The following is an 18,139-nucleotide window of genomic DNA, read 5'->3' as shown; positions in this document are numbered from 1 at the left end:
ATAAAAAATCATTTCGGATAAGCAAGCAATACAATAGGCAACATCACAGTAATGTTCTTTTCGTTGCAGCAATTCGTGTTTTGGGCAATGCACCGGCTGTTAATTTTTGATCCACCAAGTGCAGGACTTCAGCCGTTTTTTTGGCTATTTCCACTACGACAGAAAGCCGTGTATTTTGCAGAATGGAATACTCCATAAATCCGCTCATATTGACAACTCCTGTGATATGAATATCTCCGACAGGCGGTAAATCTTTGTTCACCGCCGCTCCCGGACGCAGTGGCCCTTTATCCAATATAATACTGCCAACCTTTGCCGTTTTTCCAAGGGAGGCATCGACAGCAATAATAAACGGGTTATGGTGCTGCTTGTTTATCAGGGTTAAATAGTCTTCCAGATTCAATGCATGAACAGGATTATTCAGTGTGCCATAAACGGTAAAAGATCCCATTTGCTGTTCCGCTAAATAGGAGCCCGTCAGCGGACCAAGTGCATCACCGGTTGAGCGGTCTGTTCCAATACAGACGACAAGACAGTCCTCCATTGATTCAGGCATTAGGGAAATAATTTTTTGGCTCATTTTTTTCAACAGAAAAGGATTGGTGTGAAGCAATTGAAGTTTATTATTTTTTGAATCAAAACGGTTTATAAGATTCATAGCTTATCCTCCAGAAACATATTGGTATAAGTATACGGATATAATTTTCGTTCTATACCTAAATACATGAAAATAATGGAGGAAATGCAATGTGGAATGCTGGTCTGAAATGGATGTTCTTAATTATCGGTACAACAATTGGGGCAGGTTATGCTTCCGGGAGAGAGTTATGGCAATTTTTTGGCCATGAAAGTGGACTTGCTATCATATTGTTTATGATTTTTTTCTCTATTTGCTGTCTGGTTATTATGAAAATCAGCTATGAAAAAAAATCAACTGATTATTTACCCGTGTTAAAAATAATCGTTGGTTCAAAATTAACGCAGGTCTATGATGTTATGATATTTTTATACTTATTTACTACGACTGTTGTCATGATAGCGGGCAGTGGTGCGACCGGACAGGCATTTCGTTTCTCGTATTGGTGGGGTGTCTTTTTCATTGTAATCGCGCTGATTGTATTGTTTATGAAGGATATTAGCGGTCTGTTGGCGATTAATCAACTCATTTTGCCGTTGCTGCTTGGCGGGCTTTTGTTTATTTTGCTGTTATTTACGTTGGATCAAAATCTGAATTTATCTCCAAATTGGCATGAACAGAGGAATTGGACCGCTGCATTTCCGTTTACTGCATTGAATATTCTGCCGTTAATTGCTGTACTGGGCGCAATTGGCAGTAAGGTAAAATCTAAACAGGAGATATGGATTGCTTCACTCGGAAGCGGGCTTTTGCTTGGGGTTATCTCTTATATATATAACAGCAGCCTGATTCAAATAGCGGACGAACTGCTTTTGTATGAAATTCCATTATTTGCAATATTAAAACATTATCCGTTTGGTATGCTGATATTCATGTCAATCATGCTATGGTTTGCGATTTTTACCACCGCTGCAGCAGGAGTACTTGGCATTGTTTCCAGGTTGAAAACGATATGGCATAATAGTCCTGTATGGTTGCTGGCTTCTGTCATATTGGTTTTGATGATTCCATTGACAACCCTTGGCTTTTCCGCGTTAATAAGCTATATTTATCCTGTATATGGAATTTTAAATTTATATGTGCTGACAAGATTATTACTTTATCCTGTTTGGAATAAAAAGGGTTGAACGATCAGCGCATTCCTTTTATTGGAGTTAATAGTAATGTACAATTAAATTTAAGTATTCGTTTGTCGGGGGGATGTATGTGGACTATTTCAGTGATAGGGTTACAAACTTATGGGATTATGTAACTGGTCCCGAATTCTGGACTACGATTTTCCAGGGCATTGTTGAAATAATTGTAATTATAGTTGTTGCTGTATTGGTAATACGGATTGGGTCAAAACTAGTTGATCATCTATTCGAAGGCCGTAGACAGGGCCCACTTCGTATTTCAGAACGAAGAGAAAAAACACTTGAGAAACTAATTACCAATACACTTAAATATACGGTTTATTTTACAGCATTTATCATGATATTGGATGGCGTATTCAAATTTGAAGTCGGTGCACTTCTCGCTGGTGCTGGAGTTGCGGGCCTTGCTATTGGTTTTGGTGCACAAAGCCTTGTCAAAGATGTCATATCAGGTTTCTTCATTATTTTTGAGGATCAGTTTTCAGTTGGGGACTACATCATTGCATCAGGAGTGGAAGGCACCGTTGAGGAGATTGGCTTGCGGACCAGCAAAATCCAAAGCTGGACAGGTGAATTGAATGTCGTGCCGAATGGCAATATTACACAGGTAACCAATTATTCCATCTATAATGGATTGGCCGTTATTGACATAAATGTGCCATATGAAAGTGATGTTACAGTGGCCGAAGAAATTATAGAAGATGTCATTCAGGGTCTTCCGGACAAATATGAAGAGATTGTCAATACACCAATCATACACGGTGTACAGACGTTAGATGTTTCTCATTATGTTATTCGTGTCATTGCGGATACGCTTCCTGTTTATCAATGGGCAGGTGCCCGGATTATCCGGAAAGAAGTGAAAGAGCGTCTATATAACGAAGGAATTCAAATTCCTGCGCCACGTCTTGTTATGTACACAAGAAATCAGCAGCCAACATCGATGGAAGCCGAACACGACAAGAGTAAACAGGCTGACTTGCCGTACGAACATGACAGTTTAAAACAAACTGCTGCAAGTAAAAGTGAGAATCAATCAGAGGATGATTCGGATAGCCAACTATCGGGTAAGAAAACAGAGTCAGGAAGATGGAAACCTGACAGACGTGATATCGGAACAGATGGGGATGGTGCAGAATAATGTGGGAAACGTTGCACCTGGGCATTTGATCAAACGCAGAGGTTGTCCATAATGGAAAGCGAGGTATGGATAGAATGGTTGATAAGGAATTCGGACTGAATGATGTTGTACAAATGAAAAAACAGCATCCGTGCGGAGAAAACCGCTGGCAGATTATCCGCATGGGAATGGATATACGGATAAAATGCCTTGGATGCAGTCACAGTGTTATGCTGCCGCGCAAAGAATTTACGAGGAAAATGAAAAAAGTCCTTGAAAAAGCCGAAAAATAAATTGGTTAAAATTGACTAAAGTGTCCAAAAAATAGTATTATAGAGCTATATAGAGATAGAAAAATTAAAAATAATAGGGTAAAAGGCAAAAATGGGTGACTTTTGTTGCCCATTTTTGTTTTTTGATAACTTGTCAATTTATTTGGTTGTATCTATAATTGGTATGACTGAAGCGTTCATATGAATGGCAACCCTTAAGGAGTGAAAGTTGAATGTCTTTAACAGCAGGAATTGTCGGGCTTCCGAACGTTGGGAAATCAACGTTGTTTAATGCAATTACACAGGCTGGGGCAGAAGCGGCAAACTATCCATTTGCCACGATTGACCCGAATGTTGGAATTGTCGAAGTTCCGGACAATCGCTTGAATAAATTAACAGAAATGTATCACCCAAAAAAGACGGTTCCAACGGCTTTTGAATTTACTGATATTGCCGGAATCGTGAAAGGTGCAAGTAAAGGGGAAGGACTTGGGAATCAGTTTTTATCCCATATTCGACAGGTTGATGCGATTTGCCAGGTAGTGCGGTGTTTTCGGGATGATAATATTACCCACGTATCAGGTAAAATTGATCCGATTGATGATATCGAAATCATTAATCTGGAGCTGATTCTTGCCGACCTGGAAACCGTCAATAAGCGTCTGCAGCGAGTTGAAAAAATGGCCAGACAGAAAGATAAGGAAGCAGTTGCGGAACAGAATATTCTTTTAACGCTGAAGGAAGGCCTTGAAAACGACCAGCCTGTAAGGGCATTGGAATTTTCCGAAGAGCAGTGGAAAGTGGTGAAAGGTCTTCATTTATTGACAAGCAAGCCTACATTGTATGTGGCAAATGTCAGTGAGGAAGAAGTGGCTGATCCCGACGGAAATGAAAATGTGCAAAAGGTAAAAGAATATGCTGCAAACGAAAATGCCGAAGTAATCGTCGTCTGTGCCAAAATTGAAGAAGAAATTGCCGAATTGGAACAGGAAGAAAAAGAAGAATTCCTGGAGGATCTCGGCATTAATGAATCAGGACTGGATAAATTGATTAAAGCTTCGTACAATTTGCTTGGACTGGCAACTTATTTTACCGCCGGCGAGCCGGAAGTACGTGCCTGGACTTTTCGTAAAGGCATCAAGGCACCACAGGCTGCCGGAATTATACACACTGATTTTGAAAAAGGTTTTATCCGTGCCGAAACCGTCTCCTATGACGACCTTATGGACGCACAGGGGATGGCCAAGGCACGGGAAAATGGCAAGGTTCGTCTGGAAGGAAAAGAATATATCGTCTTGGATGGCGATGTTATCCATTTCCGGTTTAATGTATAGCGTAAAAAGGATCCCTCGAATGGTTGTTTTTTAAAATAAGATTTGGTATAATACACTATCGTGAGTAATGAAAATAGATTACTCCTTGCTTCATGACGTGCAGGCTTATAGATAATGGACAGCCATTACGCTGAGCCGGCATAAAAATGGGGCCGCTAAGACCAAAAGGAGGTGCAACGGATGAGAAAATACGAAATCATGTACATCGTCCGCCCGGATATCGAAGAAGAAGCTCAAACAGCTTTGGTTGAGCGTTTCAACAACGTATTGACTGACAACGGAGCGGAGATTGAAAAAGTTGATGAAAAAGGCAAGAAACGTCTTGCTTATGAAATCAATGATTACCGTGATGGATATTATGTAGTCATTAACTTTAGCGGTGATGAAAAAGCTATCAACGAGTTTGATCGTCTTGCTAAGTTCTCTGACGATATTATTCGTAATATGGCAATTCGAGAAGATGATCAATAATAAGGGGTGGTTCTGATGTTGAATCGTGTCGTACTTGTCGGCAGATTAACGAAGGATCCTGATTTACGTTATACACCGAACGGAGTGGCAGTAGCCAACTTTACCGTAGCAGTCAATCGTCCTTTTTCCAATCAGCAGGGAAACCGTGACGCAGACTTCATTAATTGTGTTGTCTGGCGCCGACCGGCTGAAAACCTTGCGAACTATATGAAAAAAGGCAGTATGATAGGTGTTGATGGACGTATACAAACACGGACATTTGAAGGACAGGATGGTAAAACTGTATTTGTAACAGAAGTTGTCGCAGACAGTGTTCAATTTCTGGAAACAAAAGGTTCCTCGCAAAGCAGAGGACAGCAGTCATCAGGATTCCAGCAAAATCAAAACCAGAATCAGAACCGGATGAACCAAAACCAGAACCAAAACCAGAACCAAAATCAAAACGAAGAGGACCCGTTTAAAAATAACGGAGAGCCTATCGATATATCAGATGATGATTTGCCATTCTGATCAAGAATGGATATAACTTGAAGGAGGGTTAATCATGGCAGCTCGTCGCGGTCGTGCAAAGCGTCGTAAAGTGTGTTATTTCACAGCAAACGGAATTACACACATTGACTATAAAGATGTTGATTTGCTAAGACGTTTCATTTCTGAGCGTGGAAAGATTCTTCCTCGTCGTGTAACTGGAACTTCTGCAAAGTATCAGCGTAAACTAACAAAAGCTATTAAACGTGCTCGTCAGATGGCATTATTGCCATATGTGGCTGAGTAATAAGGAAAGCGGAAGCAAGTATGCTTCCGCTTTTGCTATAGTTTATAACGTCAGACTGCCTACACCGTAACAGACCAAAGCTGACTCTCTACATGTACCGTGTGAAATGTTTGCTATTTTAACTGATTATTCATTATTTTTCCTTCCTCAATCTGCAAAATCCGATTTCCCAGCTTTACAGCTTCATCATGATCGTGTGTGACCAGAATAATAGGGATTTTCCAAAGCGAATGGAGACGCAGCAGCTCTTTTTGACATTCTTCCTTTGTTTTATCATCAAGTGAAGAAAATGGCTCGTCCAGCAGCAATGCGTCCGGTTGTGTTGCAAGTGCCCGGACAAGTGCTGAACGCTGTTTTTCGCCGCCGGAGATCTGATGCGGATAGCTCCCCAGCAAATGCCGGATGCCGACAACTTCCACGAGTTGACGCATAAGCGTTTCATCTTTCATCCCATATTTAATGTTTTGTTCAATCGTCATATGCGGAAAAAGCGCGTAGTCCTGGAACAGATACCCGATATTTCTTTTCTGCACAGCAAGTGGTTTTACCTGATCCTGGAAAAGAATTCGATCGTTCAGTATAATACGGCCTGAATCAGGGTTGGACAGACCGGAAATGCAGTTCAAAATGGTTGTTTTTCCTGCTCCGGATGGTCCAAACAGGACGGCGATTTCCCCGTGAATATTGAAAGAAACCTCAATTGTTAAGTCTTTCAGCTTTTTGGTAATGTCCAATGTCAGCATTATCAACCCACCTGTTATTTGTCAGTCGAAAACCGAAGAATATTTTTTCCGTTCCACCAATTGAGCCATAAAATTGCACAAAACCCAACGGCAATGATACTCAGCACCCAAAACACAGCCGCATCCATGTTGCCGGATTCGACAGCAAAATAAATGGTAAGCGGTATTGTTTCAGTTCGATTTGGAATGTAGCCGGCTATCATCAATGTTGCGCCAAATTCACCCAGGGCACGGGCAAATGTTAATACAAGTCCGGCAATTAGTCCGGGCCGGGCGAGCGGGAAGGAAATGGTCCAGAAAACCTTCCATTTGGATGCCCCCATCGTTAGCGCTGCATTTTCCAGATTTGGATCATAATTTTGGAAGGAAGCGGCAGCACTCTGGTACATTAATGGGAACGAGACGACAACAGCAGCGATAACAGCGCCAATCCAGGTAAAGACAATCTGAAAATCAAACCAGGACAGCAACCAGCTGCCGATTGGCCCGTTCGCTCCAAATAAAAAAAGCAGTCCAAACCCGACTACTGTAGGAGGCAGGACCAGGGGGAGCATCAGACAGGATTCCAAAATACGCTTTCCGGGAAACTGGTTGCGAGCAACAACTCGTGCAAGAAATACACCGAGCACAAGTACAATTACCGTGGCAATGCCTGCTATTTTTAATGACAGAAATAATGGTGTTAAATCCATTCCATACCCACCTTCATGAACCAAATCCGGCATTGGACAATATCGACTGAGCTTGATCGGATTTTAAAAATGAAATAAATGTTTTTGCCTGTTCGGTGTTTTCACTGGTCGAAATTACTGCTGCCGGATAGACGATTGGTTCGTATAAATCTGCATCAACTTCGAGGATGCCTCGTACTAGATCAGATCGTTTTAAGTCAGAAACATAAACAAATCCCAAATTGGTATTTCCTGATTCAACATAGGTGAGGACCTGCCGCGCATCTTTCGCGAATACAAAATTGCCCTTTAGTTCGTTCCAGACTCCAACGTTTTGCAGCGCTTGTTTGGCATATGTACCGGCAGGAACACTTTCCGGATTTCCGACTGTAATCTGAGTGAGATTGGTAGATGAAAGTGCTTCTAACGACTCAACGGATACATCACTGTTTTTGTTGGTAATCAGCACAAGTTTGTTTTTGGTGAAAATGGTGCGTGTATCAGCTAATATCATATTTTGTTCTGCAAGGATGTCCATTCTCCGTTCATCGGCAGACAGGAAAACATCAACCGGTGCTCCCTGTTGAATTTGCTGGGCAAGTTTTCCTGACGCACCAAAATGCAGTGTAACAACGGTATCCGGATATTTTTTTTGAAATTCATCCACAATTTCATTCAATGGACCGGACAGACTTGCTGCTGCTGAGACGAAAATTTTATGTTCTGTTTCATTTGCACTGTTGGAACAACCGGCTGCCAATAGTAATACGAGAATAAATGAAAACAATTTTACATATTTCATAGCCAACAAAACCCCTATTTTCGTGTTTTTCGCCTTGGATAAACTGTAATAATTTTAACAATAAACAGCATGGAATAGATAATAAAAATCCATAAATAAGAATCACCTACAGGGAAAATCAAGGCAGCAATTGTATAGACCAGGAATGGGATAGTCGTGGTGTATGCGGTCATTTTCCACAAAATTGAAAAGCGGATTTTCCGGTTCAGCGCTTTTGCAATAAGCGTTCCGATATATGCAATTATTGAAATAAGCAAAAAAAGCATGATGGTTAATGGTAAATAGTAAAACATAAAAAAATATATAACGTGCATCAGGAAAGGCATATCTGCTCCCAGGCCGTCCGCGGATGTAATCCTGTTTATGAACGAAGGCAGCGATACAACGAATATCAGGATAAACATATATACGACAGTAATGTCCATCCCAATGCGATTCAGTTTAAACATTGCCTGTTTCCTGGGCAACCTGATGCTATGTAAAAAGGCCTGTAGAAAAATCATTCGTTCCATCCTTCGTGAAAATATTGCTTACGCTTTATATTATAATGGAAAACTACGACAAAATCGCTTTTCGGGAATGAAGATTCCATGACTTTTAATGGAAAAGACACGATTCGTCAATTATTGCCCGGGAAATAATTTGTTTATCCACCAATTAAGGGTGAAATCGTGTTATCATATACTAATGATAAAATTTCAAAGATGTAGGTGCAATATATGAATTCAAAAAAACTGACAGATGGTGCAATGCTTACAGCACTATATATCGTTCTGCTGCTGATAGCTCTATTTGTTCCATTTATCTCATTTGTGGCGGCTTTTGTCCTGCCTGTTCCGGTTATTATGTATGCAGCCCGTTATCATTGGAAATCAGTCGCCATTATGATCGGGGCCATTTTAGTCTTATCGTCCCTTTTTGCAACCTTTCTGTCCCTGCCTGTCACAGTTCTTACTTGCTTAGGCGGAATAATGATTGGTGCTGCAATCCATAACGGCTTATCCGCCTATGAAACGTGGGCACGTGGATCAATTGGCTTTGTATTAGGGCTGCTATTCACCTTCCTGTTCAGTCAAATCATTTTTGACGTTAACTGGATTAATGAATTAAATGCGATGTTGACCGAATCAATGCAGATGAGTCAAAACATAATGAATCAGTTCGGTCTCGGGCAGTTGACAGAGGAAGAAATGAACATTGTGAAAGAGCAAATATCGATGATAACGAATTTGCTGCCGGTCGGGCTGGCAATTATGGCAATCATATTTGCGTTCATCAGCCAGTGGGTGGCATACAAAGTAATCAACCGTTTGTACCAAAAACGATTGGCATTCCCGCCGTTTCGCACGCTAAGGTTTCCGGTGGCGCTGATCTGGATTTACTTTTTATCCCTGATAATTACTTTCTTTGATTTGGATTCTTCCGGTACGTTATATTTGGCAGTAAATAATATTATGTGGCTTACTGGAATACTGATGACACTACAGGGTTTTTCATTTATTTTCTTTTACGCCCATCAGAAAAATATTTCAAAGGCACTGCCTATTTTAAGTGTGGTACTGTCGTTCTTTTTCCCATTTTTTCTTCTTTACCTTGTACGTCTATTAGGTATAATTGATATAGGTTTCGGATTAAGAGACCGAATTGGGGATAAAGGCAATAAATAAGCAGGAGGAAAGCAGTAGGAGCTGATTTCATGCCGGATTCGAAAAAGAAACCAATACTAAGCAGACATCTATGGGTGATTTACCTGTTATCTGTTGTCGTGCTTTTGTTTATTTGGTATTACTATTGGGTGCTGGGTCTGATTATGACGGTGCTTTTTGCTGCATCTTTTTATTACAGCATTCGAACGGAACGTAACATGCGGGATCGAACTGAACAGTATATTTCCACCCTTTCGCACCGTATTAAAAGGGTTGGTGAAGAGGCATTATTGGAGATGCCGATCGGGATTGTGCTATTCAACGATGATTATGTGGTTGAATGGGCAAATCCATATATGAATGACTTTGCAGAGAACGATACCCTTGTTGGTACATCCCTTTCCATTTTGGATGACAACTTGATTTCACAAATAAAAGAGGATAACAGTGAAGTGTGGCTGGAATTGGAATCGTACAGGTTTCAGACGGTCGTTAAAAAAAATGAACGATTGCTGTATCTGTTTGACCGGACTACACAATCCCAAATACAGAAACTCTATCATAACGAGCAAACGGTTTTATCGATAATATTTCTGGATAACTATGAAGAAATCACTCAGAACATGGACGATACCCTGAAAAGTCAGCTGAATTCAAAAGTGACTTCGGTACTGAATAGTTGGTCGAATGACTATGGAATTTATTTGAAACGTACTTCCCAGGATCGTTTTCTGGCTGTTTCCACGAAAGAAACACTCGATCAGCTGGAGAAATCAAAGTTTGATATTCTGGATGAAGTTCGTGGACTGAATGCCGAACATAACATACCGCTGACGTTGAGTATCGGTATCGGTTATGGAAATGTTCCGCTTCCTTCATTGGGTGAGCTGGCGCAGTCAAGTCTGGATCTGTCACTTGGACGCGGTGGTGATCAGGTGGCAATAAAAGATGATTCAGGAAAAGTACGCTTTTACGGCGGCAGAACAAATCCGATGGAAAAGCGGACCAGGGTGAGAGCGCGTGTTATTTCCCATGCGTTAAAAGAACTGGTAAAAGAAAGTGAAAATGTTATTATCATGGGTCATAAGTCACCTGATATGGATTCGGTTGGTGCAGCTATCGGTATCTTGAACATCGCCAAAATCAATGGTGTGGAAGGATACATTGTACTTGATCCGGATGATATTGATACAGGTGTTTATCGGTTGATTGACGCCATAAGAGAACAGGACGATTTGTGGCAGCATTTTGTGGACCCTGAGGAGTCAGAAGCCATCATAACGAGCAAAAGTCTGGTCGTTGTTGTGGACACACACAAACCATCCATGGTTGCCAATCCACGGTTATTGAATAAATCCGAGTACAAGGTCGTTATTGATCACCACAGACGGGCAGAGGAGTTCATTGAAAACCCTACGCTGGTATATATGGAACCGTATGCTTCATCGACAGCAGAGTTGGTAACGGAACTGCTGGAATACCAGCCGAAAACATTAAAACTGAAAATGCTTGAGGCAACAGCCCTATTAGCCGGGATTATTGTTGATACGAAAAGTTTTACACTGCGAACCGGATCACGTACATTTGATGCTGCTTCCTATTTGCGTTCAAAAGGCGCAGATACTGTTCTTGTCCAGCAGTTCATGAAAGAAGATCTGGATATTTATATTAAGCGGAGCAGATTGATTGAACGTGCGGAGATTTTCCATGATACGATTGCCATATCAAAAGGAAAGCCGGGCGAAGTGTATGGAGGAGTATTAATTGCTCAGGCTGCAGATACTTTGCTGACAATGAGCGGCATCTCGGCATCCTTTGTCATTTCCGAGCGCAATGATGACCGAATCGGTATCAGTGCCCGTTCCCTTGGGGATGTCAATGTACAGATCATAATGGAGCAGATGAATGGTGGCGGACATTTAACCAATGCCGCAACCCAGATTGAGGATACAACGATTGAAGATGCTGAAAAATTGTTAAAAGAGATATTGCAGGAGTATTTTGAAGGAGGGGAAACAGAATGAAAGTAATATTTACAAAAGACGTTAAAGGAAAAGGTAAAAAAGGTGAACTGAAAAACGTTTCGGACGGATATGCACGGAACTATTTACTGAAGAACAATCTGGCGGTGGAAGCAACCTCCGGAAATCTGAAGGCGTTGGAAGCGAAACAAAATAAAGAAAAGCAGAAAGCCCAGGAAGAAGTGGACGAAGCAAATAGATTGAAAGAAGAGTTGGCCAATACTACGATCGAAATTAAAGCAAAATCCGGGGATAACGGACGGTTGTTCGGTTCCATCACAAGCAAACAAATCGCGGAAGAATTGAAAAGTACACATGGCCACAAAATTGACAAACGCAAAATTGAACTGGATAACCCTATTCGTGAGATGGGCTATACGGATGTTCCGGTTAAACTGCATCCCGAGGTTACCGGTACCATGAAAGTTCACGTCTCTGAGAAGTAATTCTGTCTCAGACGGATCTGTAACAAGCCTCTAAAAAGGGGAGATTATGCATGAATGAAATATGGAGTGATCGAACACCGCCACATAACATTGAGGCAGAGCAGGCAGTAATCGGAGCGGTGTTTCTGGAGCCCGAAGCTTTATCTTCTGCCGCTGAATCGCTGATGCCGGAAGATTTTTACCGCGCAAGCCATCAGCGTATTTTTGATGCAATGCTGAAATTGACAGACAGGGGCGAACCAATTGACCTTGTAACGGTGACGACTTCATTATCAAATGAGAAAAAGCTGGATGAGGTTGGTGGTGTTCAATACCTTTCAGATCTGGCCGGCAGTGTTCCGACTGCAGCCAATATTGAATACTACAGTAAAATTGTCGAAGAAAAGGCTTTGCTCCGCAGGCTGATTCGTACAGCAACCGATATTGTAACTTCCGGATTTGATACGGAAGATGATGTGGAAGATGTGCTGAATGAGGCCGAAAAGAATATTCTCGAGGTTTCCGGCCGTAAAAATACAGGCGCCTTTAAATCCATCAAAGATGTTCTGATCGATGTATATGACAATATAGAACAGCTTCAGCACCATGATGCCGATGTAACGGGTATTCCAACAGGATACCGTGATTTGGATCGGCTGACATCAGGGTTTCAGCGGAACGATCTGATTATTGTCGCAGCCCGTCCGTCAGTGGGTAAGACGGCATTTGCCTTGAATATTGCGCAGAATGTTGCGATTAACACGGATGAAAATGTTGCTATTTTCAGTTTGGAGATGGGAGCAGATCAACTTGTTTCCCGAATGCTCTGTGCAGAAGGAAATATCGATGCCCAGCGTCTCAGGACAGGCAGGCTGGAGGCGGATGATTGGAGTAAGCTGACAATGGCGATGGGCAGTTTGTCCAATGCCGGAATTTATATTGATGATTCTCCCGGTATTCGTGTCAGTGAAATCAGGTCCAAGTGCCGCCGCCTGAAGCAAGAGCATGGTCTTGGCATGATTTTAATTGATTACTTGCAATTGATTCAGGGCAGCGGAAACTCCCGGGAAAACCGGCAGCAGGAAGTTTCGGAAATATCACGTGCATTAAAAGCACTGGCTCGTGAGTTGAACGTGCCATTGATTGCTCTGTCACAGCTATCACGTGGAGTTGAATCGCGCCAGGACAAGCGGCCAATGATGTCTGACCTGCGTGAGTCCGGAAGTATTGAGCAGGATGCTGATATTGTCGGGTTCCTGTATCGTGATGATTACTATGACCAGGAATCAGAAAAGCAGAACATTATTGAAATTATTATTTCCAAGCAGCGTAACGGTCCAGTCGGTAATGTGGAACTGGCATTTGTCAAAGAATATAATAAATTCGTGGATCTGGATCATCGGTATTCCGACAGCGATGTACCGCCGGAACCCGTACAGGCGTAAAACAGTCTCGAATGGAAGAGGCTGTTTTATTTTTTTACGTAAGGTTACTACTTCTTTCCGGGACAAACGGGCATGTCCAACATGAGAACGCGAAACAACCAATTATCTTTCCCGCTGATAAACAGAGTCAGGCCACCGAAAAAAAGTGTGAACCCACCGGACCAAGCACAACAGCTGCGGTACAAAACACACCCCTCCACCATATTCTGGAAATAAATGCAATATAGCATGCTCGTCCGCCAACATGCACCGGCAACTTTCGCTTAATTCCAAAGTTAACCGAACAATAAATTATTTATAACACTTATTGTTCGCTTTTTGTAATTGACATCGCTTTTTTTTACTGATAAACTTACTCTGTTAAACATGAAATACAAATGATAATAATAGTGGAGGTGCGTTATGTCCTCAGTAGTTGTAGTTGGCACGCAATGGGGTGACGAAGGAAAGGGTAAAATTACTGATTTCCTGTCACAGAACGCAGAGGTTGTTGCTCGTTACCAAGGTGGAAATAATGCCGGACATACTATCAAATTTGATGATATTACGTATAAATTGCATTTGATCCCATCAGGAATTTTCTTTGATGATAAAACATGTGTACTAGGAAATGGAATGGTAATTGATCCAAAGGCGTTTACTGAAGAAATTGCCTATTTGCATGAACGGAACATTTCCACAGACAACCTTCGTATCAGTAATCGTGCTCACGTTATTCTGCCGTATCATTTAAAGCTGGATGTGCTGCAGGAAGAGGATAAAGGTGAAAATAAGATAGGTACAACCAAAAAGGGTATCGGACCTGCATATATGGATAAAGCTGCCCGATCAGGTATCCGGATTGCTGACCTGATGGACAAGGAAACCTTCCGCACGAAGCTGGAACAGAACCTGAAGGAAAAAAACCGCTTATTTGAAAAAGTGTATGAAACAGAAGGCATACAGGTTGAGGACATACTGGACGAATATTATGAGTACGGCCAGCAAATGGCGAAATATGTATGTGATACATCTGTTGTACTGAATGATGCGCTTGATGAAGGGCGCCGTGTACTGTTCGAGGGTGCACAAGGTGTTATGCTGGATATTGATCAGGGAACCTATCCGTTTGTTACCTCGTCCAACCCGATTGCCGGCGGTGTTACCATCGGCTCCGGCGTCGGCCCTTCTAAAATAAATCACGTTGTGGGAGTATCCAAAGCGTATACTACTCGTGTAGGTGACGGCCCATTCCCGACAGAACTGCAGGACAGTATTGGTGACCAGATCCGTGAAACAGGCCGTGAATACGGAACGACCACCGGTAGACCACGCCGTGTCGGTTGGTTTGACAGTGTTGTTGTCCGTCATGCTAAGCGGGTGAGTGGCATAACCGATTTATCACTGAATTCCCTGGATGTTTTAACAGGGATCGAGACATTAAAGATTTGTGTTGCATACCGATACAAAGGTGAAATCATGAATGAATTTCCGGCAAGCTTAAAAGTATTGGCTGAATGCGAGCCGGTATATGAAGAAATGCCTGGGTGGACTGAAGATATTACGAATGTTCGCAGTCTGCATGAACTTCCGGCAAATGCACGTCATTATCTGGAGCGGATTTCGCAATTGACGGAAATCCCGCTGTCCATTTTTTCCGTTGGACCGGACCGCACACAGACAAATGTCGTACGCAGTGTATACAGCTAAGACGAACCAACAGTAAGCCGCACCCTTATCAAACTGGTAAGGGTGTTTATTTTTAAGGCATGGTGTTTTCTTAAATTGTATAATTTAGTTAAGCTTCTTGTTCCCATTTACAATTTACACCATAATTATACTTTATTCACCAGTAATCATTACAAAATCATTACAATTGTACTATCTATCAAGGAATTAATTACCCTTGACTGGATAAAAAGTCCCGAAATAAGTCGGAATTTGGATAAAAATGTTAGCAATTATACATTTGCTTTACATTTCAATTGGTTCCCTTTTTTGCAATTTCTATCTGTGGTAGATTTAAGGACAGAAAAAGAAAGTCTTTTGAACTAGATATACACAGCTAGGGGGAAATACGAGCTTGTTACATAGAGATGAAGCTGTAAGCGGGAATGCAAACCTTTTTATAAAGGTTGCGATTGTCGTATGTATCGGCATGTTATTGCCTTTTACAACAGCATTTGCAGATGATAAAAATGGAACACTGGAAACAATCTACCACGTATATGTGGATGGTAAACATATTGGTAAAGTGGATCAAAAGCATATTGTAAAAGATGTGGTTGATTCCAAAATTAAAAAGAAGAAGGAAACGTACAAAAAACTTTCACTGACAACAGGGAAGAAAGTCTCTTTTGTGCCGGAACGTGTTTTTGATCCATCCTATAAAAATGATAAAGTGGCTGAATTTGTTAAAGATAATCTTTCCATTAAAGCAGAAGCGGTTGAAATAAAAATCGGGGATGATACAGTTGGATTTTTCAAGGATCGGGAAACTGCTGATAACGTTCTCACCCAATACAAGGGAGAATATGTTGACAAGAAAGTGTTGAAAAAGCTGGCTAAACAAGCGGACGATGAAAATAGCAGCGGGCCAACACCTCATCATTATGAAAATATGGACGATCTTTCCCTGTCTGTTGGTGAATCAGTGATTACAGACGTATCATTCTCAAAGGACGTGTCATTTAACGATGTAAAGGTGTCACCTTCGAATGTCCTGACAGTGGAAGAAGGCATCAAAAAACTGAAAAAAGGAACATTGGACGAGCAGGAACATAAAGTGCAGGAAGGTGAAGCACTGAGCGGTATTGCAGACCAATACGATATGTCGGTCGATGAACTGATGGAGCTGAACGGCGACTTAAAGAAAGATGGGGTTCTTAACGTTGGCCGGAAACTGCAGGTAAAGGAATATGAACCATTTGCAACTGTGGTGGTCAATGAAGAAAAGAAAGTGGAGAAGACCATTGATTATGAAACGAAAGTCATCAAATCAGATGATCTGTATAAAGGTGACGAAAAAGTAAAACAGGAAGGCCATGAAGGTCAGAAGGTTGTCCACTATTCTATAACCGAAAAGAATGGCGAGGTTACGGAAAAGGAAAGCCTAAATAAAAAGACAACGGAAGAGCCTGTAAAAGAAATCATTGTTAAGGGAACGAAAGTAGTACCATCACGCGGTACAGGCGAATTGCACTGGCCAACAGTAGGCGGCCATGTTTCCAGCAATATGGGGATGCGTTGGGGGTCAATGCATAAAGGCATGGACATTGCAGGATCAAGCGGCAGCACTATTCTGGCGGCTGACAATGGAACAGTTGTATCGGCTGGCTGGAATGATGGCGGCTATGGCAACAAAATTGTGATTAATCACAATAACGGGATGAAAACAGTATATGCTCATCTTTCATCCATCAGTGTTAGTCCAGGCGAAACAGTTAAAAAAGGGAGTGCCATCGGGGTTATGGGCTCTACCGGAGATTCAACCGGTATTCACCTTCATTTTGAAGTATACAAAAACGGATCAGTGGTAAATCCGCAAGATTATTTGTAATATAAAGTCGAAGCGGATCAACATGATCAAATCCGAATACAAAAGGCTGACTTAATAAAATAGAGTCAGTCTTTTTATATGGCGTGTTTAAAAGAGCAATTATCGAATTGATATACTGCGGCTATAAACACTGGATTAATTGCAAAGTGTAAGAATTTATATGGAAAGTGTTAGAAGTTTCATAACAAGTGTTAGAAGTTCACAAAATAGGTGTTAGAAAATAACCGTGCAAGTGTAAGAAGTTCACAATAAATAATACCTTCTCTCCCCTGGCTCAACGCTTTAAAACAGCTGCCAGGTTATTTGATGCATTGAATTAACTGTAAAAAAAGACATTTACGCCAAAGTACGATAGAATAGAGCAAAGGAACGTTTAAAAAGGATGTGACTTTCGATGACACAGAAAATACTAGTAGTGGACGATGAACAGCCAATCGCTGATATTTTGAAATTTAATCTGGAAAAGGAAGGCTATCAGGTCGTGATTGCCAATGATGGGGATGAAGCAATCGAACTCGCCGGTTCAGAAGATCCCGATCTTGTGCTCTTGGATATCATGCTGCCCGGTAAGGATGGCAATGAGGTTTGCCGGGAAATCCGCAAGACACAATCCATGCCGATTATCATGCTGACGGCCAAAGATGCTGAAATTGATAAAGTGCTCGGCCTTGAGCTTGGGGCAGACGACTATGTAACCAAACCATTCAGCAATCGAGAAATTATTGCCAGGGTTAAAGCTAATTTGCGCCGGCAGCAGCAAATTCCGGAAGATGGCGTAAAAACGACTAAGAATATTGAAATTGGCCGTCTGGTTATTCATCCGGATGCATATGCAGTTACGCGTGACGGTGAACAGCTGGAATTGACCCATCGTGAATTCGAATTGCTGCATTATCTAGCCCGTCACATTGGCCAGGTTATGACTCGCGAACATTTGCTTGAGACCGTATGGGGTTATGACTATTTTGGTGATGTTCGAACCGTAGACGTTACGATTCGCAGACTTCGTGAAAAAATTGAGGAGAACCCGAGTAACCCAATGTGGATTGTCACAAGAAGGGGCGTCGGCTATTATTTACGCAATCCTGAACAGGAGTAGTTTT

At 41.7% G+C, this 18,139-nt stretch carries 19 protein-coding genes; 14 read left to right on the top strand and 5 right to left on the bottom strand.

Annotation, left to right across the window (positions count from 1 at the left end):
* Window positions 1–43 precede the first annotated feature (43 nt).
* Window positions 44–658 (bottom strand): spore protease YyaC, encoded by a 615-nt coding sequence (gene yyaC, locus HUX68_RS12835; protein WP_174615210.1) that lies wholly within the window; start codon window positions 656–658, stop codon window positions 44–46.
* Between the two features lie 89 nt (window positions 659–747).
* Between yyaC and HUX68_RS12830 the strand changes: the two genes are divergently transcribed.
* The 7 genes from HUX68_RS12830 to rpsR all read left to right on the top strand — a co-directional run bounded on the left by HUX68_RS12830 (window position 748) and on the right by rpsR (window position 5,745).
* Window positions 748–1,764 carry a YkvI family membrane protein gene (locus HUX68_RS12830; protein ID WP_174615209.1) on the top strand — a complete coding sequence of 339 codons (1,017 nt, stop codon included), beginning with the start codon at window positions 748–750 and terminating at the stop codon, window positions 1,762–1,764.
* A 79-nt stretch (window positions 1,765–1,843) separates the two neighbouring features.
* Window positions 1,844–2,914, top strand: a complete 1,071-nt coding sequence (locus HUX68_RS12825) for a mechanosensitive ion channel family protein (protein ID WP_343033650.1) — start codon at window positions 1,844–1,846, stop codon at window positions 2,912–2,914.
* 74 nt (window positions 2,915–2,988) lie between these two features.
* The gene (locus HUX68_RS12820; protein WP_174616456.1) at window positions 2,989–3,186 is read left to right on the top strand and encodes a DUF951 domain-containing protein; all 198 of its coding nucleotides are present in this window, start codon (window positions 2,989–2,991) and stop codon (window positions 3,184–3,186) included.
* 212 nt (window positions 3,187–3,398) lie between these two features.
* Window positions 3,399–4,499, top strand: a complete 1,101-nt coding sequence (gene ychF, locus HUX68_RS12815; RefSeq protein WP_174615207.1) for a redox-regulated ATPase YchF — start codon at window positions 3,399–3,401, stop codon at window positions 4,497–4,499.
* A gap of 180 nt (window positions 4,500–4,679) precedes the next feature.
* Entirely contained in the window at window positions 4,680–4,970 is a 291-nt protein-coding gene (gene rpsF, locus HUX68_RS12810) for a 30S ribosomal protein S6 (protein ID WP_174615206.1), read from the top strand.
* Window positions 4,971–4,985: 15 nt separating this feature from the next.
* The gene (ssb, locus tag HUX68_RS12805) at window positions 4,986–5,480 is read left to right on the top strand and encodes a single-stranded DNA-binding protein (RefSeq protein ID WP_174615205.1); all 495 of its coding nucleotides are present in this window, start codon (window positions 4,986–4,988) and stop codon (window positions 5,478–5,480) included.
* A 34-nt stretch (window positions 5,481–5,514) separates the two neighbouring features.
* Entirely contained in the window at window positions 5,515–5,745 is a 231-nt protein-coding gene (gene rpsR / locus HUX68_RS12800; RefSeq protein WP_170840739.1) for a 30S ribosomal protein S18, read from the top strand.
* A gap of 113 nt (window positions 5,746–5,858) precedes the next feature.
* On the opposite strand, the gene HUX68_RS12795 is transcribed toward rpsR, so the two are convergent.
* The 4 genes from HUX68_RS12795 to HUX68_RS12780 are packed head-to-tail and all read right to left on the bottom strand — an operon-like array spanning window position 5,859 to window position 8,464.
* Window positions 5,859–6,488 carry an ATP-binding cassette domain-containing protein gene (locus HUX68_RS12795; RefSeq protein ID WP_174615204.1) on the bottom strand — a complete coding sequence of 210 codons (630 nt, stop codon included), beginning with the start codon at window positions 6,486–6,488 and terminating at the stop codon, window positions 5,859–5,861.
* Window positions 6,489–6,502: 14 nt separating this feature from the next.
* Entirely contained in the window at window positions 6,503–7,180 is a 678-nt protein-coding gene (modB, locus tag HUX68_RS12790; RefSeq protein WP_174615203.1) for a molybdate ABC transporter permease subunit, read from the bottom strand.
* Window positions 7,181–7,193: 13 nt separating this feature from the next.
* Window positions 7,194–7,961 carry a molybdate ABC transporter substrate-binding protein gene (gene modA, locus HUX68_RS12785; protein WP_174615202.1) on the bottom strand — a complete coding sequence of 256 codons (768 nt, stop codon included), beginning with the start codon at window positions 7,959–7,961 and terminating at the stop codon, window positions 7,194–7,196.
* A 14-nt stretch (window positions 7,962–7,975) separates the two neighbouring features.
* Window positions 7,976–8,464: a DUF1189 family protein gene (locus tag HUX68_RS12780; RefSeq protein WP_174615201.1), complete on the bottom strand. Its 489-nt coding sequence runs from the start codon at window positions 8,462–8,464 to the stop codon at window positions 7,976–7,978.
* A gap of 216 nt (window positions 8,465–8,680) precedes the next feature.
* Between HUX68_RS12780 and HUX68_RS12775 the strand changes: the two genes are divergently transcribed.
* The 7 genes from HUX68_RS12775 (at window position 8,681) to yycF (ending at window position 18,135) form a co-directional block, all read left to right on the top strand.
* Window positions 8,681–9,628, top strand: a complete 948-nt coding sequence (locus HUX68_RS12775; protein ID WP_174615200.1) for a YybS family protein — start codon at window positions 8,681–8,683, stop codon at window positions 9,626–9,628.
* A 29-nt stretch (window positions 9,629–9,657) separates the two neighbouring features.
* Window positions 9,658–11,631 carry a DHH family phosphoesterase gene (locus HUX68_RS12770; protein ID WP_174615199.1) on the top strand — a complete coding sequence of 658 codons (1,974 nt, stop codon included), beginning with the start codon at window positions 9,658–9,660 and terminating at the stop codon, window positions 11,629–11,631.
* Entirely contained in the window at window positions 11,628–12,074 is a 447-nt protein-coding gene (gene rplI, locus HUX68_RS12765; RefSeq protein ID WP_174615198.1) for a 50S ribosomal protein L9, read from the top strand. Before HUX68_RS12770 ends, rplI begins: the two co-directional genes overlap by 4 nt.
* 50 nt (window positions 12,075–12,124) lie before the next feature.
* Window positions 12,125–13,498: a replicative DNA helicase gene (gene dnaB / locus HUX68_RS12760; RefSeq protein WP_174615197.1), complete on the top strand. Its 1,374-nt coding sequence runs from the start codon at window positions 12,125–12,127 to the stop codon at window positions 13,496–13,498.
* 402 nt (window positions 13,499–13,900) lie between these two features.
* Complete coding sequence (locus HUX68_RS12755) at window positions 13,901–15,187, top strand: adenylosuccinate synthase (protein WP_174615196.1); 1,287 nt, start codon at window positions 13,901–13,903, stop codon at window positions 15,185–15,187.
* 373 nt (window positions 15,188–15,560) lie between these two features.
* Window positions 15,561–17,036 carry a M23 family metallopeptidase gene (locus tag HUX68_RS12750; RefSeq protein WP_246206677.1) on the top strand — a complete coding sequence of 492 codons (1,476 nt, stop codon included), beginning with the start codon at window positions 15,561–15,563 and terminating at the stop codon, window positions 17,034–17,036.
* A gap of 394 nt (window positions 17,037–17,430) precedes the next feature.
* Complete coding sequence (gene yycF, locus HUX68_RS12745) at window positions 17,431–18,135, top strand: response regulator YycF (RefSeq protein WP_174615195.1); 705 nt, start codon at window positions 17,431–17,433, stop codon at window positions 18,133–18,135.
* Window positions 18,136–18,139: the final 4 nt, after the last annotated feature.

This window comes from Virgibacillus ihumii, assembly GCF_902726655.1.
Lineage (GTDB): Bacteria > Bacillota > Bacilli > Bacillales > Amphibacillaceae > Lentibacillus > Lentibacillus ihumii.
Note: the sequence above shows the minus strand (reverse complement) of the source record. Positions and strands in the feature narration are given on the sequence as shown.

Coding starts and splice junctions, on each gene's coding strand:
- yyaC (WP_174615210.1), bottom strand. CDS start 658: ATGAATCTTATAAACCGTTTTGATTCAAAAAATAATAAACTTCAATTG.
- HUX68_RS12830 (WP_174615209.1), top strand. CDS start 748: ATGTGGAATGCTGGTCTGAAATGGATGTTCTTAATTATCGGTACAACA.
- HUX68_RS12820 (WP_174616456.1), top strand. CDS start 2,989: ATGGTTGATAAGGAATTCGGACTGAATGATGTTGTACAAATGAAAAAA.
- ychF (WP_174615207.1), top strand. CDS start 3,399: ATGTCTTTAACAGCAGGAATTGTCGGGCTTCCGAACGTTGGGAAATCA.
- rpsF (WP_174615206.1), top strand. CDS start 4,680: ATGAGAAAATACGAAATCATGTACATCGTCCGCCCGGATATCGAAGAA.
- ssb (WP_174615205.1), top strand. CDS start 4,986: ATGTTGAATCGTGTCGTACTTGTCGGCAGATTAACGAAGGATCCTGAT.
- rpsR (WP_170840739.1), top strand. CDS start 5,515: ATGGCAGCTCGTCGCGGTCGTGCAAAGCGTCGTAAAGTGTGTTATTTC.
- HUX68_RS12795 (WP_174615204.1), bottom strand. CDS start 6,488: ATGCTGACATTGGACATTACCAAAAAGCTGAAAGACTTAACAATTGAG.
- modB (WP_174615203.1), bottom strand. CDS start 7,180: ATGGATTTAACACCATTATTTCTGTCATTAAAAATAGCAGGCATTGCC.
- modA (WP_174615202.1), bottom strand. CDS start 7,961: ATGAAATATGTAAAATTGTTTTCATTTATTCTCGTATTACTATTGGCA.
- HUX68_RS12780 (WP_174615201.1), bottom strand. CDS start 8,464: ATGATTTTTCTACAGGCCTTTTTACATAGCATCAGGTTGCCCAGGAAA.
- HUX68_RS12775 (WP_174615200.1), top strand. CDS start 8,681: ATGAATTCAAAAAAACTGACAGATGGTGCAATGCTTACAGCACTATAT.
- HUX68_RS12770 (WP_174615199.1), top strand. CDS start 9,658: ATGCCGGATTCGAAAAAGAAACCAATACTAAGCAGACATCTATGGGTG.
- rplI (WP_174615198.1), top strand. CDS start 11,628: ATGAAAGTAATATTTACAAAAGACGTTAAAGGAAAAGGTAAAAAAGGT.
- dnaB (WP_174615197.1), top strand. CDS start 12,125: ATGAATGAAATATGGAGTGATCGAACACCGCCACATAACATTGAGGCA.
- HUX68_RS12755 (WP_174615196.1), top strand. CDS start 13,901: ATGTCCTCAGTAGTTGTAGTTGGCACGCAATGGGGTGACGAAGGAAAG.
- yycF (WP_174615195.1), top strand. CDS start 17,431: ATGACACAGAAAATACTAGTAGTGGACGATGAACAGCCAATCGCTGAT.